The organism is Gordonibacter sp. An230 (genome assembly GCF_002159915.1).
Lineage (GTDB): Bacteria > Actinomycetota > Coriobacteriia > Coriobacteriales > Eggerthellaceae > Rubneribacter.
The window spans coordinates 48,821-62,170 of record NZ_NFJP01000013.1 but is presented as its reverse complement, the minus strand read 5'-3'; the positions used below and the strand labels follow the sequence as shown (position 1 = coordinate 62,170).

The 13,350-nt window shown below is 63.6% G+C and carries 15 protein-coding genes and 4 tRNA genes; 3 read left to right on the top strand and 16 right to left on the bottom strand.

Translation table 11 applies throughout. The annotated features are described in order from the left end of the window. Nucleotides 1–67 precede the first annotated feature (67 nt). Nucleotides 68–1,357, top strand: coding sequence for a carboxylate--amine ligase (locus B5F40_RS08515; protein WP_087193903.1), 1,290 nt, complete (start codon nucleotides 68–70; stop codon nucleotides 1,355–1,357). A 25-nt stretch (nucleotides 1,358–1,382) separates the two neighbouring features. Beyond that, nucleotides 1,383–1,721: a DUF1648 domain-containing protein gene (locus B5F40_RS08510; protein WP_087193902.1), complete on the top strand. Its 339-nt coding sequence runs from the start codon at nucleotides 1,383–1,385 to the stop codon at nucleotides 1,719–1,721. A 29-nt stretch (nucleotides 1,722–1,750) separates the two neighbouring features. On the opposite strand, the gene map is transcribed toward B5F40_RS08510, so the two are convergent. Further along, entirely contained in the window at nucleotides 1,751–2,521 is a 771-nt protein-coding gene (gene map / locus B5F40_RS08505) for a type I methionyl aminopeptidase (RefSeq protein WP_087193901.1), read from the bottom strand. Nucleotides 2,522–2,725: 204 nt separating this feature from the next. Here map and B5F40_RS08500 point away from each other — a divergent pair, with 204 nt between their 5' ends. Further along, nucleotides 2,726–4,036 carry a hypothetical protein gene (locus tag B5F40_RS08500; protein WP_087193900.1) on the top strand — a complete coding sequence of 437 codons (1,311 nt, stop codon included), beginning with the start codon at nucleotides 2,726–2,728 and terminating at the stop codon, nucleotides 4,034–4,036. Nucleotides 4,037–4,164: 128 nt separating this feature from the next. On the opposite strand, the gene B5F40_RS08495 is transcribed toward B5F40_RS08500, so the two are convergent. The 15 genes from B5F40_RS08495 to B5F40_RS08425 all read right to left on the bottom strand — a co-directional run bounded on the left by B5F40_RS08495 (nucleotide 4,165) and on the right by B5F40_RS08425 (nucleotide 13,071). After that, nucleotides 4,165–4,359 (bottom strand): hypothetical protein, encoded by a 195-nt coding sequence (locus B5F40_RS08495; protein WP_087193953.1) that lies wholly within the window; start codon nucleotides 4,357–4,359, stop codon nucleotides 4,165–4,167. A 49-nt stretch (nucleotides 4,360–4,408) separates the two neighbouring features. After that, the gene (locus B5F40_RS08490) at nucleotides 4,409–5,410 is read right to left on the bottom strand and encodes an SPFH domain-containing protein (RefSeq protein ID WP_239442969.1); all 1,002 of its coding nucleotides are present in this window, start codon (nucleotides 5,408–5,410) and stop codon (nucleotides 4,409–4,411) included. 630 nt (nucleotides 5,411–6,040) lie between these two features. Next, nucleotides 6,041–6,754, bottom strand: coding sequence for a 50S ribosomal protein L1 (gene rplA / locus B5F40_RS08485; protein WP_087193899.1), 714 nt, complete (start codon nucleotides 6,752–6,754; stop codon nucleotides 6,041–6,043). 238 nt (nucleotides 6,755–6,992) lie between these two features. Then, on the bottom strand, nucleotides 6,993–7,493 hold the full coding sequence (gene rplK / locus B5F40_RS08480) for a 50S ribosomal protein L11 (protein ID WP_087193898.1): 501 nt from the start codon (nucleotides 7,491–7,493) through the stop codon (nucleotides 6,993–6,995). A gap of 121 nt (nucleotides 7,494–7,614) precedes the next feature. Beyond that, entirely contained in the window at nucleotides 7,615–8,154 is a 540-nt protein-coding gene (nusG, locus tag B5F40_RS08475) for a transcription termination/antitermination protein NusG (protein WP_087193897.1), read from the bottom strand. A gap of 10 nt (nucleotides 8,155–8,164) precedes the next feature. Then, on the bottom strand, nucleotides 8,165–8,617 hold the full coding sequence (gene secE, locus B5F40_RS08470) for a preprotein translocase subunit SecE (RefSeq protein WP_087193896.1): 453 nt from the start codon (nucleotides 8,615–8,617) through the stop codon (nucleotides 8,165–8,167). Nucleotides 8,618–8,730: 113 nt separating this feature from the next. After that, nucleotides 8,731–8,807: transfer RNA gene (locus tag B5F40_RS08465), tRNA-Trp, on the bottom strand. 24 nt (nucleotides 8,808–8,831) lie between these two features. Further along, on the bottom strand, nucleotides 8,832–8,981 hold the full coding sequence (rpmG, locus tag B5F40_RS08460; protein WP_087193895.1) for a 50S ribosomal protein L33: 150 nt from the start codon (nucleotides 8,979–8,981) through the stop codon (nucleotides 8,832–8,834). A gap of 106 nt (nucleotides 8,982–9,087) precedes the next feature. Further along, complete coding sequence (tuf, locus tag B5F40_RS08455; RefSeq protein ID WP_087193894.1) at nucleotides 9,088–10,290, bottom strand: elongation factor Tu; 1,203 nt, start codon at nucleotides 10,288–10,290, stop codon at nucleotides 9,088–9,090. An 87-nt stretch (nucleotides 10,291–10,377) separates the two neighbouring features. Next, a tRNA-Met gene (locus B5F40_RS08450) sits at nucleotides 10,378–10,454 on the bottom strand. 8 nt (nucleotides 10,455–10,462) lie between these two features. Further along, nucleotides 10,463–10,538: transfer RNA gene (locus tag B5F40_RS08445), tRNA-Thr, on the bottom strand. Nucleotides 10,539–10,544: 6 nt separating this feature from the next. After that, a tRNA-Tyr gene (locus B5F40_RS08440) sits at nucleotides 10,545–10,629 on the bottom strand. Nucleotides 10,630–10,768: 139 nt separating this feature from the next. Next, entirely contained in the window at nucleotides 10,769–11,296 is a 528-nt protein-coding gene (locus B5F40_RS08435) for a DNA-deoxyinosine glycosylase (RefSeq protein ID WP_087193893.1), read from the bottom strand. Nucleotides 11,297–11,321: 25 nt separating this feature from the next. Beyond that, complete coding sequence (locus B5F40_RS08430) at nucleotides 11,322–11,834, bottom strand: YbhB/YbcL family Raf kinase inhibitor-like protein (RefSeq protein ID WP_087193892.1); 513 nt, start codon at nucleotides 11,832–11,834, stop codon at nucleotides 11,322–11,324. A gap of 76 nt (nucleotides 11,835–11,910) precedes the next feature. Continuing rightward, complete coding sequence (locus B5F40_RS08425; protein ID WP_087193891.1) at nucleotides 11,911–13,071, bottom strand: C40 family peptidase; 1,161 nt, start codon at nucleotides 13,069–13,071, stop codon at nucleotides 11,911–11,913. Between the last annotated feature and the right edge of the window lie 279 nt (nucleotides 13,072–13,350).

Below are 13,350 nucleotides of genomic sequence, written 5' to 3'. Positions count from 1 at the left end.
GTACGCAGGACGGGCGAGCTATGGGATAATAGCCCGGTCAACCGCACTTGAAGGAGATTCACCGAACATGACCGACAACTCCCCCCGCATCGCCTCCGCCGCCGACGTGGCGCGCCGCTTGCAGCCCGTCGTGGTGGGCGGCGACATCCTCGCGTACAGCTACGTGCGCGAGCTGCACCGCGCCTACGGCGTGGAGCGCACCATCGTGCTGGCCGCGCACAACATCAAGATGCTCTCGACCAGCCGCTTCACCGACTACCGCCTGGAGCCGAACGTCCACGACCCGGAGGGCCTCTACGACGCCCTCGAGCGCGTGGCCGCCGAGGTGCGCGCGGCAGACCCCGAGCGCGTGCTGCTCGTGCTCGGTTGCGACGACTGTCACGCGCGCATGCTCTCGTCGGGCAAGCCGCGCCTCGAGGCCGGCGGCTACACGGTGCCCTACCTCGACTTCGCCCTGCTCGACGACATCACGCAGAAGCGCCGCTTCTACGAGCTGTGCGCGCAGCTGGACATCCCCTACCCGCGCACCTGGTACTTCTCGTGCGGCCCGGACGGTCCCGAGGAGCTGCCCGTCCACGACTTCCCCTACCCGCTCATCGCGAAGCCTTCGAACTCGGCGCAGTTCCAAGAAGCGACCATCGAGGGCTGGCGCAAGATCTACGAGATCGACTCGCCGGAGGAGCTGGCAGAGGTGTGGCGCTCCATCCGCACGTCGGACTACGATAACGAGCTGGTGCTGCAGGACTTCATCCCCGGCGGCGACGACGCCATCCGCACGCTCACCACGTTCTCGGACGCATCGGGCGAGCTGCGCGTGGTGTCGGGCGGCGTCGTGTGCCTGCAGGACCACGACCCCACCGCGCTCGGGAACCCGCTCTGCATCATGGGCGAGCGCGAGCAGGCCATCATCGACGGCGCGCGGCGCTTCCTCAAGGAAGTCGGCTACCGCGGCTTCGCGAACTTCGACATCAAGCTCGACGAGCGCGACGGGAGCTTCCGCTTCTTCGAGGTGAACACGCGCTGCGGCCGCAACACCTACTACATGAGCTTGGGCGGCCAGAACTTCGTCGAGCTCATCGTGCGCGAGTTCATCCTGGGCGAGCCCATCGAGTACCGCGAGGCGTACGACCCCTTCGTCTACTCCTGCGTGCCGCGCTACGTGCTGGACCGCTCGATGGAGAACCGTGCGCGCCTCCAGCAGGCCCTCGAGGTGCTGCGCCGCACGCCCGAGCCCTACCCGCTGCACTACGCGCCCGACTCGTTTTTGCACAACTTCTGGGCGCGCGTGATGCACGTGAACCAGATCCCCAAGTTCAAGCGCTTCTACTGGGACACCGACGGCAAGCAGCTGAAGTAGCACGGACAAACGGAGGGGTTCGGGAATGAAACGCTGGGGATTGGTCGCGATGATCGTGCTCACGGTGCTGCCGCTCGTCACGACCGGGCTCGCCGTCCTGTTCGTGCTTCCCGACACGATCCCGCTCCATGCAGGCGCAAGCGGCATCGACCGCATCGGCTCGAAGCTCGACGCGTTCGAACTAGCCCCCTTCCTGGTAAGCTTCGGCGCGTTGGCCACGGTCGCCTACGCGCGCATGGATCGGCTGGCCGCGAAGTACGACAGCGACGCGCACAGCGGGCGCGTGTTGCTCCTGTTCGCCCTCGCCCTCATGAACGTTTGGCAGCTTATCTTCCTCGTCTGGATGGCGTTCGGCACGAAGTAAGAAGAAGCCCGCGCGATGCGAGCTTCTTCTTACACCGGCCGCCGGTGCCCCTCCTCGCAGGTGAGCACCACCGGGCCGTCCTCGGTGATGGCGACCGTCTTCTCGAAGTGGGCCGAGGGCAGGCCGTCGCGCGTGCACACCAGCCAACCGTCCGGCATCTGGCGCGTCTTGTAGGTGCCCTGGTTGATCATGGGCTCGATGGCCAGCACCATGCCGGGTTCGAGCCGCACGCCGGTGTGCTTGCGGCCGAAGTTCGGCACGTTCGGCTCTTCGTGCATGTCGCGACCGATGCCGTGCCCCACGTACTCGCGCACCACGCCGAAACCCGCCGCTTCGGCGATGGACTGCACCGCGTGCCCGATGTCGCCCAACCGATTACCGGGTCGAGCCGCGTCCACGCCCGCCCACATGCATTGCTCGGTCACTTCGAGCAGACGCTTCTTCTCCGGCGAGATGCGGCCCACTGCATAGGTCCAGGCGTTGTCGCCCACCCAGCCGTCCACGATGGCACCCGTGTCGATGGAGATGATGTCGCCCTCCTGCAGCACGACGCCCGCGGACGGGATGCCGTGGACGATCTGCTCGTTCACGGAAGCGCAGATGGAGCCGGGAAACCCACCGTAGCCCTTGAACGCGGGGATGCCGCCTTCCGCGCGGATGAGCGTCTCGGCCAGCTCGTCAAGCTCGAGCGTGGACACGCCAGGCCGCACCTGCGCGCCCACTTCTCGCAGCACCTTGGCCGACACACGACCGGCTTCCTTCATGGCCTCTATCTCGGCCGGTGACTTCCTGATGATCATGCCTCGCCCACACCTTCCGCACGTCGCGTCCGTTTGCTGCCGTCCAGTATAGCACTCCCTTTCCACCCCGTTACGCATCCCCCACGCTCGGAAAACGCCTGCACGCACGCCCCGGGGCCGCCTGCGCACCCCTCTAGCATGGAGGGGAATCCGCGTCCGCGCCGCCCCGGCCGGAGCGCACCGAACCAGCAAGAAGGAGGCTCTATGAACCCGTTTGAGCAGAAGCCGAAGAAGTCGTTGATGGACATGGTCCCCAACTGGAAGCAGCTCGCCGTCAAGCCCTACGACAAGCTGGAGGCCGACCCCTACACCAAGGCGCGCATCATCCTCATGAACGGCATCGAGGTTGAGGCGGCGATGTTCGGCCACAACTTCAACCGCCACTGCGAGGACAACGACTTGCGCCGCGACCTGGCCCTGTGCCGCCGCATGGAGCAGGAGCAGCAGAAGCGCATCAACTGGATGAGCCCGTCGAACGAGTCCACGCTCGAACTGACCATCGGCTACGAGCAGCTCGCCGTCGACCTGACGGCCTGGCTCGCCATGCACGAACCCGACGAGTACGCCAAGTCCTGCATGGACTTCGCGCTCCTCGAGGACTTCGACCACCTGTACCGCTACGCCGACCAGCTCAAGTTCGACGAGGATATCCCCGCGCACAAGCTCGTCCGCGACACGATCGAGATCACGCCGGGCCGCCCGACCATCGCGCATCATCGCCATCCGTTCGACTCCGTGCGCATGCCGCGCAACTCCAAGACGGGCGACATCCGCACCACGCTCGGCGCGCTGATCCTCACCGCCGGCGAGCAGCAGACGATGAACTTCTACATGAACCTGGGCAACACGGTGCCCGAGGGCCCCGGCCGCGACCTCTACCAGGAGATCGGCATGGTGGAGGAGCAGCACGTGACGCATTACGGCTCGCTCATCGACCCGTCCATGAGCTGGCTCGAGATGCTGCTGTGGCACGAGTACCAGGAATGCTACCTGTACTACTCCTTCTACGAGACCGAGGTCGACGCTCGCGTCAAGAAGATGTGGGAGATGCACTTCGAGCAGGAGTGCATGCACCTGGCCATGGCCTGCGACCTCCTGAAAAAGTACGAGAACACCGAATGGCAGCAGGTCATCCCCGACGGCGAGTTCCCCGAGCTTCTGGACTTCCACCCCTCGAAGGACTACGTCCGCCAGGTTCTGGCCGAGCAGGTCACGCTCACCGCGCAGGACGAGGAGTTCGTCGACATCGACGATGTGCCGAGCGACTTCCGCTTCTTCACGTGGAACGACACGGTGAACGGCCGCGTCCAGGATGTGCCGAGCCATGAGGCCGTGAACCAGCTCATCGAGCGCGACGGCGAGGACTACCGCTCCGAGGACGCCGAGAACCCCATCCCGGAATTGCGCGACCGCGAGAACGACGACACCAAGCTCGCCCGCGTGCAGGGCTACGGCAAGAGCGCCCACGAGGTGGAGCGGCAGGCCAAGGAAGAGCGCGAGGCCGTGCTCGCGTAAACGCACACCACCCACTGCTGGCAAGCGAACAGGGCGCCCGGCGGGCGCCCTGTTTTCGTGAGGCGGGAGTTTTCTTTTGCCGTCTGGCCGGGATCGCCTTCAGATGGTAGAAGGGCGCAGTCTTTGCCCTACGCCTCGTCCCGTCCCTCGTCGCCGGCACGACCGTCGCCGGGCGGCTTCAATCGGCCGGCATCCTTCAGCGCCCGGCGCAGGATGAACTCCACCTGCGCGTTCACGCTGCGCAGGTCGTCCGCAGCCCAGCGCTCGACAGCCTCCCAGAGAGCCGGGTCGACGCGCAGCGGGTATTGTTTGCGTTTCGCCATGCCGCACACCGCGGGCACCCCGGCAAACGCGCGGGCCGCCCGCCCTTCCCTACTGGTACAGCGTCCCCGTGTTCAGCACGGGCTGGGCGTCGGACTCGCCGCACAGCACCACCATGAGGTTCGACACCATGGCGGCCTTGCGCTCGTCGTCCAAGTCTACCACGTTCTTGCGCGACAGCTCGCCCAGCGCCATCTCCACCATGCCCACGGCGCCCTGTACGATCTTCTCGCGCGCGGCAATCACGGCGTCGGCCTGCTGGCGGCGCAGCATCGCCTGGGCGATCTCCGGCGCGTACGCCAGGTGCGTGAGACGCGCGTCATCGATGACCACGCCGGCCTTCTCCAGGCGCACGGCCAGCTCCTCCTTGAGGGCGGCCGACACCTCCTCGATGTTGCTGCGCAGCGTGATCTCACCCTCGGGCTCGCCGGGCATCTGGTCGTAGGCGTAGGTGGTGGCCACGTGGCGCAGCGCCGTCTCGCTCTGCGTGTGCACGTAGGAGTTGTAGTCGTCCACGTCGAACAGGGCCTTGGCCGTGTTCTCGACGCGCCACACGATGACGTCGGCGATCTCGATGGGGTTGCCGCACTTGTCGTTCACCTTCAGATGCTCGCCGTTGTACGTGCGGGCGCGCAGCGAGACCTTCGTGGACAGCGCTGCCGGCTTGTCGTTGACCACCGTATAGCCTGTCTTGCGCGAGTAGAACGGATTCGCCCAGTGGAAGCCCTCTTCGCGGACGGTGCCCTTGTAGTCGCCGAACAGGATGAGCACCCGCGCCTGGTTCGGCTGGATGGTGAAGAAGCCCATGAGCAGCAGAAGCGGCGCCACGCACACTGAAACGATGCCGACAACGAGCAGCACCACACCGAGCACTTGCATCCCGGTTTCGATAGGGACCCCGTCAGGCGGCAGCAGAGCGACCCCGGAAACTATGAGCGCAACGCACAACGCAGTGACGATGAGCAGGATGGCCAGCATCGGCCAGCCGCTTCTCACACGAACGCTCTTCTCGACGGACGCACCCTCGGTCGCACGCGCGATCTTTCCAGTCATTGCGGTTCCTTTCTCTCCCGGGCAGTGCACCACTTGCGCTCACCCACTTCTCTATTCCAAGGAGATAGCATTATGATATCACATTCATATCGTGTTGCGAAGCATACGCGGCATGCCCTATGCAGAGCGCATAGCTTCCACAGGGTGCGCGGCGATCCCCGCGAGTCGCACGGACAGGGCGCGCGACCTTCCGAGGCGAGGCCTTCCCGAGGCAGAGCTCCTGGCTTTCCAGGTGGGGGGATGCCTTTGCGCGCAAGACGCATGTCCATGCATGTGCCGGCGAAAGGCTCGAGGTAAGCTGCGTATCCCCGCATACCCCTCCCTGCAAGGCACATGCCCTCCCCCACCATCCCGAAGTGCGGCGGTGCAATGACCGAATCCGAAGAGCTTAGCACGGCATTGTCGGAAAGGGCCGCAGCCAGTATCGCTCAGGTCCAGTCGAAAGTGCCGCAGCAGATATCGCGCAGAGCCTTCAACCTCCCGCCGCGCTTCGTTCACAAGGTAGCCTAGGATCCCGAGAGCCCATTCGCACCTCGATGTTTCACTACAAATATTTGTGCGCTTACAGGGCAAAAAGAAAAGGAGCCCGAAAGCTCCTTTTCGTCAGGCGGCGTTATGCAAAAAAGCGCGTTACTCGGCGGCGGCTTCCGTGTAGTTGCGGGTCACGGAGGAATCGACCTTCACGCCCGGGCCCATCGTGGAGGACACCGTGACAGACTTCACGTACTTGCCCTTGGCAGCCGACGGCTTCATACGCAGAATCTCGTCGTACACGGCACCGTAGTTCTCAGCCAGCTGCTCGGCGGTGAAGCTCACCTTGCCGAGGATGACATGCGCAATACCGTAACGGTCGGCGCGATACTCAACGCGACCGCCCTTGAGCTCCGTGATGGCCTTCGCCACATCGTTGGTGACGGTGCCCAGCTTCGGGTTCGGCATGAGGCCACGAGGACCGAGGATCTTGCCGAGGCGGCCCACCTTGCCCATCTGATCGGGCGTAGCGACGGCGGCATCGAAGTTGAACTCACCAGCCTGGATCTGGGCGGTCAGCTCATCGGTGCCCACGATGTCGGCGCCCGCCTCCTCGGCAGCGCGAGCGGCCTCGCCCTCGGCAAACACCGCCACGCGGACAGTCTTGCCGGAGCCGTTCGGCAGGCTCACGGTGCCGCGAAGCTGCTGATCGGCCTGGCGGGTGTCGATACCCAGACGGAAGTCGACGCTCACCGTCTCATCGAACTTGGCGAACGCCACCTCCTTCACAAGCGCAAGCGCTTCGAGCGGAGCGCGAACGCCCTCGCCCACCTTCTCGGCAGCAGCACGGTAGTTCTTGGGAAGTTTCGTCATGATGGTTCCTTTCGTGGTTCGTAGCGAGCGCGCGGCGCTCTTCCACTTACAACACAACAATCCAAATCTCGCAGACTCGTCAAAGCCAGCGAGGGTTTCCGCAGCGTCCCGAATCGTGGGGATGCCGAAGGCGCCGTGTACTTAGGTACGCAAGCCTTCGGCATCGCCGCAAGACGAGGTGCTGCGGGAAGCCGCAAGATCGGCTCATTCCGTCGACCGTCAGGCTGACGGAACCGGTTTAGTCCTCGAGCGTCTTGCCCTGAAGCATAGCCGCCACCTTCTTGGACGGCACGTACTTCTTCTTCATCTCGCGACCCTCGATGCGCACGCCCATGCTGCGAGCGGTGCCGGCGATGATCTCCATGGCGGCCTCGATGGTGTTGGCATTGAGGTCGGGCATCTTGATCTCGGCGATCTCGCGCAGCTGACCCTCAGTCAAGGTTCCAACGGCTTGCAGCTGCGGAATGCCCGATCCGCTGTCGATACCGAGCTTCTCCTTGATGAGCACGGCCGCAGGCGGGGTCTTGCACACGAAGGTGAACGACTTGTCCTCGTACACCGTGATCTCGACCGGGATGATGGTGCCGGACTGGTCCTGCGTCTGAGCGTTGAACGCCTGGCAGAACTGCATGATGTTGACGCCCTGGGCGCCGAGCGCCGGGCCGACCGGAGGAGCCGGGTTCGCGGCGCCGGCCGGAATCTGAAGCTTGACGAAGCCGGTGACTTTCTTCTCAGCCATGTGAGCTATCCTTTCAGCTGACCAAACTCGATCACGTTACATTATTCTATCGACAAAACGGCGATCGCACGTGAGAAGCCCCGGTCCACAGCGGGCACGCGCGCCGTTTGTGCTCGCAGCGCTAGATCTTCGCCACCTGGTCGAAAGACAGTTCGACGGGAGTCTCTCGACCGAAGATGGACACCATCACCTTCACCTTGCCTGCGTCGGGCGAAACCTCCGACACCACGCCGTCGAATTCGGCGAGCGGGCCGGACACCACCTTGATCGACTGGCCCACCTCAAGGCTTGAGGACACAACGCTTTTCTTGTCGCCCTTCGTCTTGCCGGTGCGACCCATGATCTTGTTGTACTCCTCGCGCGTGAGCGGTGCGGGATTGCCGTCAGCCCCCACGAACCCGGTTACACCTGGGGTGTTGCGCACCGCAGCCCAGCTACGATCATCGAGCTCCATGCGCACGAGCACGTAGCCCGGGAACACCTTCTTCTCGCTTTCGACGCGACGGCCGCCTTCTTTGATTTCGGTGACCATCTCCGTCGGGATCTCGATGCCGAAGACGTTGTTTTCAAGACCCATCGTCTCGATGCGCGTCTCGAGATTCTTCTTGACCTTGTTCTCGTATCCCGAATACGTGTGCAGGACGTACCACTTCTTCGTCATGCCAAGCTCCCTACCCAGCCAAGCCGGAGATCGCGACCAAAATCGGCGCGATGACAACATTGTCGAGCGCCGCAACGTACACGCCGAAGAACAGCAGGGCGACGACCACGACGACGCTCCATCGTAGCACGTCCTGCTTCGTCGGCCACGTGACGCGCTTGAGCTCTGCGCGAACATCCTTGAGAAACCCTAAGCGATGTTTCTTGGACTTCTTCGCAGGGGTTTTCTCAGCCTTTTTCTCGACGCCCTTCGGGGCATTCGCCTGTTTGCCGTCACTGGCGGACGCTTCGGGTTTCTCGGCCTTCTTGAAGAACTTCCTCTTGGGCGTCTCGGTCGCAGCGGCACCGTCCTCGGCGACCTGTTTCGCCTCGGCAGCGGCGGCTTCCTCCTGGCGAGCCCGCTCTTTGCGGGCAGCGCGCGCAGCAGAGGCCTTGGCTCGCTGTGTCTTTGATTTCTTCGCCATCTGATTTGATTCCTTAACCGGGTATTCCGTATCCGTCTAAACGCCAAACAAGCAGCCTGATTCCAAGCTGCTCATGCAAGCAACCTGAATGCAAGCTGCTCATACTGTCGAGCTGGCAGGCCAGGAGGGACTCGAACCCCCAACATGCGGTTTTGGAGACCGCCGCTCTACCAATTGGAGCTACTGGCCTATGCTCGTCCAAACCTCCAACGCGCTATCGAGTCTCTTTATGCACCGTATGGCGCTGGCACCACTTGCAGTACTTCTTCAGCTCGATGCGGTCAGGATTGTTCTGCTTGTTCTTCTTGGTCGTGTAGTTACGGCGCTTGCACTCCGTACACGCCAAGGTGACCAACGTACGCATAATTCTCCTTAAGCCTTATCGAAAACAAGCATTGATGATATACACATGAATTTTGATGAACGGGGCCCGCAGTGCTGCGGGCCCCGCACCGTGCTGCAACGTTATGCTACTTGATGATCTTCGTCACGCGACCGGAGCCGACGGTGCGACCACCCTCGCGAATAGCGAAGCGCAGGCCCTCTTCCATGGCGATCGGGTGAATGAGCTCGCCGCGAATCTCCACGTTGTCGCCCGGCATGACCATCTCGGTGCCCTCGGGAAGATGGGCAACGCCCGTCACGTCCGTCGTGCGGAAGTAGAACTGCGGACGGTAGCCGTCGAAGAACGGCGTATGACGGCCGCCCTCTTCCTTCGTGAGGATGTAGACCTGGCCCTCGAACTCGGTGTGCGGGGTCACGCTACCGGGCTTGCAGAGAACCTGGCCGCGCACGATCTCCTCGCGCTTGATGCCGCGGAGCAGGCACCCGATGTTGTCGCCAGCCTGAGCCTCGTCGAGCAGCTTGCGGAACATCTCGATACCGGTGCAGACCGTGTTCTGCGTCTCGCGGATGCCGACGATCTCGAGCGGGTCGTTCACATGGAGCGTACCGCGCTCCACACGACCGGTGGCCACCGTGCCACGACCGGTGATGGTCATCGTGTCCTCGACGGCCATGAGGAACGGCTTGTCCACGTCGCGCTCCGGCGTCGGGATGTAGGAGTCAACCGCGTCCATGAGCTCCCAGATCTTGCCTTGCCACTCGGCGTCGCCCTCGAGGGCCTTGAGCGCCGAACCGCGGATGATCGGGGTGTCGTCGCCGGGGAACTCGTAGCTGTCGAGCAGCTCGCGAACCTCCATCTCGACGAGCTCGAGGAGCTCCTCGTCGTCGACCATGTCGCACTTGTTGAGGAAGACGACGATGTAGGGCACGCCCACCTGGCGGGCGAGCAGGATGTGCTCGCGCGTCTGCGCCATCGGGCCGTCGGTGGCGGCGATGACCAGGATGGCGCCGTCCATCTGAGCGGCACCCGTGATCATGTTCTTCACGTAGTCAGCGTGACCGGGGCAGTCCACGTGAGCGTAGTGACGGGAATCCGTCTCGTACTCGATGTGGGCGATGGAGATCGTGATGCCGCGCTCGCGCTCCTCGGGAGCCTTGTCGATGTCCTCGAACGCCGTGAAGTCGGCGTGAGCGGTGCCGTGAGAGCCGTCGTTGCTCGACAGCGTCTTGGAGATGGCCGCCGTCAGCGTGGTCTTGCCGTGGTCAACGTGGCCGATGGTGCCAATGTTAACATGCGGCTTGGAACGCTCGAACTTCTCCTTAGCCATGTTTCATCCTCCTCTAGTAGGATCGCTTCTCGCGAAACGAAAACAAAATAACGACGCGTCCGACAAAGCGGACGCGGACAAATGCAATGGTAGCGGTGACTGGATTTGAACCAGTGACGCCACGGGTATGAACCGTGTGCTCTGACCAACTGAGCTACACCGCCAGGTAAGCTGGAGCCTGCGATCGGACTTGAACCGACGACCTCTTCCTTACCAAGGAAGTGCTCTACCGACTGAGCTACACAGGCGAAAGATGGTGGGCGCGCTAGGATTCGAACCTAGGTAGGCAGAGCCAACGGGTTTACAGCCCGTCCCCTTTAACCACTCGGGCACACGCCCCTGTTTCGCTGCTCAATTCATGTGTATTTATCAAGCTGCCTGCCGCGTGTCCCAGAAGCTTCTGAACGCGCGAGCAGGAGAATAATACGCTAGGCGATTACGGCTGTCAACCGCTTACACGCCCCCGGGTGTGTCTCCACTACTTCTCCTTTTCTCGACCCTGCGACCCAACGACGGCGTCTTTGAGGGGGCGGTAGGCCGTCACGAGGTCGGGCAAGCGCATGCGGGCGTTCGCGGGACTCGTGGAGGGCAGCGGCATATGCACCGCACCCGGCAGCATGTCCGCGCACAGGCGGCGATAGAGGCAAGCAGCTTTCGCGCCCGTGGTGAACACAGCCTCGATCTTCGCCGCATTGCCAACGCGGCGAAGATCGTTCGGCACGGCATGAGCGATGCTCGCATCAGACGCGCCAGCGATCTCGCAGGATGCGAGCACGTCCCACAGCGCAATGCCGCGCGCGAGCAGAAACGCCTTGCGCGCGTCCACGCCAAGCGGTTCGGGCTCATCGAAGAGCGCGCCGAGCACCTTCCAGAAACGGTTCCGGGGATGTCCGTAGTAGAATCCGCAGCTGCGCGAAGCCGGAGAGGGCATGGTGCCCAGCACGAACACGCGAGAGCGCGCGTCGAACACAGGCGCGATCTCGTGGCGGACCTCGTGCAGCTCCATAGCCCCTTCCCCTTCCCTGCTCATCCTACGCGCGGCTCGGCAGCTCGAGCGTCGCCTTGGCCAGCACATGTCCGTGAATGGCACAGCGGAACTCGTTGAGATAGTAGCCCTCGGCCAGGTCGAGCTCGCAATCGAGCGCGTACACGGCAAGGGTGTAGCAATGGGTCGCATCCGGCGGACATGGGCCGGCGTAGCGGCGGATGATGCGCGGATCGGTGTGCGATCCGGCAAGCGGCGACCAATCGCTGTTCGACCCCTGCACGCAGGGCACTTCTCCCGACGCGCTCGCGTTCTCGGGAATGAGCCGTGTGTCGGCTGGGAAGTTGCATGCGAGCCAGTGTATCCAGCAGAACCCGCCCACGGGCACCGCGTCGAAATCCACGAACGCGAGCGCGAGCGTGCGCGCGCCTTCGGGCACGTCCTCGATCGCGATGGGAAACGAGCGCACGGCATGGCCGTCGATCTGGTACTCGGCGGGAGCGTGTTTGCCGAAGCGGTCCGGCAGCATCCCGTTCTCGAGCTCTACCTTGATGCGCATGGCGCCTCCTCATCTCGCGAAGCCGACGAAAACGAAGGGGAGGGCCGAAGCCCTCCCCTTTTCGTGCAGATGAAACCTAGAATTGCAGCGCGTTGGTGAACTGCGCCCATGACAACGGATCAGTGTCGCGCACGTACGCGCCGAAGGTGGGGGCGTGCACGTAGTGCGAACCACCGTAGTTGCACGCGATGCCCACGTGACCGTAACGCCAAAGGACGTCTCCCGGACGCGCCTCGGACACCGACACGACACGGGTCGCAACAGCGTACTGAGACTCGCTTTGATGCGGAAGGCTGATGCCCACCTGACGGTAGGCCCACGTGACGAGGCCGGAGCAGTCGAAGGCGTCGGGGCCTTCGGCGCCCCACACGTACGGACAGCCGATGCGGCTCATGGCGTAGCCCACGACCGAGCTGTAGTCGCCGACGGAGCCGCCGCCACCGCCCGGATAGACAACGGTGCCGCCGCCACCGCCGCCATTGTTGCCACCACCGCCGCCGTTGCCGCCGCCACCGCCGTTGCCGCCGTTGTTGGTCGCGGCCTGCTCGGCCGCGAGCGCAGCCTCGGCGGCAGCGGCCTGCTCGGCGGCGGCCGCCGCCGCGGCGGCGGCCTGCTCCTGCTCGAGGAGCTGCTTGGCCTCGGCGTCGAGCGAGTTCATGAGCTCGGTCGCCTCGCTCACCTTGGCCTGGGCCTGCTCCTGGATGGCCTTGGCCTCGGCGGCCTTGTCCGCGGCGATCTGCTCCTGGCGCGCGTACTCGTCCTTGGACGCCTGGAGCTCCTCGCGCAGCGACTTCGTCTCGTCGACCATGTCCGCGTCGTTCTCGTTCATCCGGTTGAGCAGGTCCCAGTTCTGCGTGAACTCGGCGAACGACGTGGCGCCCAGGACGAAGTCGAGGAGCGTGGAGGAGCCGGAGCGGTACATGTCGCGGGCGCGCGAGGACAGCTTGCCCTGCAGGTCGGCGATCTGATCGTTCGTCTCGTCGATCTTGGCCTGCTCGGCCTCCATGGCCGCCTTCGCGGCGTCCCGCTCGTCAACCGCTTTGTAATAGCTGTCGGTCGCGGCCTCGAGGTCGGCCTGCAGCCCGACGAGCTGGTTGCGCACCGCGTCGGCCTCGGCCTGCTTTTCGGCGGCCGTCTCGGCGAATGCGTAGTCGGGAGCGACCAAGGAAGCAACGCCCAGCGCAACGGCACCGCCGAGAAACGCTCGCCTATCGAGTGCGATGAGATGCTCGCTCATGCATATCCTCCTAGATTGAGCACGTGGTGCGTGTAGGGGCAAAAACTGCACTGCATGATAGCACGTTTGCGCACAAGCACAAAAACTGTTGTGAACGCGTTTCATAATCCCAGTTCAAATTTGGCGATTTCATGACCTCCCGCAACAGGGGAAAGCGGATGTTCCCGAAGCGAAATCCTGTGAACAGCAAGGCGAAAGACAGTCGGACAACCGCGGGAAAACGCCATCGACGATCAGGTTTTACAACTTTATACTGAGCATACGACTTTATACTAAACA

Excerpts from the sequence above, each read along its gene's own strand:
- tuf (WP_087193894.1), bottom strand. The coding sequence starts at position 10,290 with ATGGCTAAGGAGAAGTTCGAGCGTTCCAAGCCGCATGTTAACATTGGC.
- B5F40_RS08425 (WP_087193891.1), bottom strand. The coding sequence starts at position 13,071 with ATGAGCGAGCATCTCATCGCACTCGATAGGCGAGCGTTTCTCGGCGGT.
- B5F40_RS08510 (WP_087193902.1), top strand. The coding sequence starts at position 1,383 with ATGAAACGCTGGGGATTGGTCGCGATGATCGTGCTCACGGTGCTGCCG.
- secE (WP_087193896.1), bottom strand. The coding sequence starts at position 8,617 with ATGGCGAAGAAATCAAAGACACAGCGAGCCAAGGCCTCTGCTGCGCGC.
- B5F40_RS08490 (WP_239442969.1), bottom strand. The coding sequence starts at position 5,410 with ATGACTGGAAAGATCGCGCGTGCGACCGAGGGTGCGTCCGTCGAGAAG.
- map (WP_087193901.1), bottom strand. The coding sequence starts at position 2,521 with ATGATCATCAGGAAGTCACCGGCCGAGATAGAGGCCATGAAGGAAGCC.
- rpmG (WP_087193895.1), bottom strand. The coding sequence starts at position 8,981 with ATGCGTACGTTGGTCACCTTGGCGTGTACGGAGTGCAAGCGCCGTAAC.
- B5F40_RS08495 (WP_087193953.1), bottom strand. The coding sequence starts at position 4,359 with ATGGCGAAACGCAAACAATACCCGCTGCGCGTCGACCCGGCTCTCTGG.
- rplA (WP_087193899.1), bottom strand. The coding sequence starts at position 6,754 with ATGACGAAACTTCCCAAGAACTACCGTGCTGCTGCCGAGAAGGTGGGC.
- B5F40_RS08500 (WP_087193900.1), top strand. The coding sequence starts at position 2,726 with ATGAACCCGTTTGAGCAGAAGCCGAAGAAGTCGTTGATGGACATGGTC.
- rplK (WP_087193898.1), bottom strand. The coding sequence starts at position 7,493 with ATGGCTGAGAAGAAAGTCACCGGCTTCGTCAAGCTTCAGATTCCGGCC.
- B5F40_RS08430 (WP_087193892.1), bottom strand. The coding sequence starts at position 11,834 with ATGCGCATCAAGGTAGAGCTCGAGAACGGGATGCTGCCGGACCGCTTC.
- B5F40_RS08515 (WP_087193903.1), top strand. The coding sequence starts at position 68 with ATGACCGACAACTCCCCCCGCATCGCCTCCGCCGCCGACGTGGCGCGC.
- nusG (WP_087193897.1), bottom strand. The coding sequence starts at position 8,154 with ATGACGAAGAAGTGGTACGTCCTGCACACGTATTCGGGATACGAGAAC.
- B5F40_RS08435 (WP_087193893.1), bottom strand. The coding sequence starts at position 11,296 with ATGGAGCTGCACGAGGTCCGCCACGAGATCGCGCCTGTGTTCGACGCG.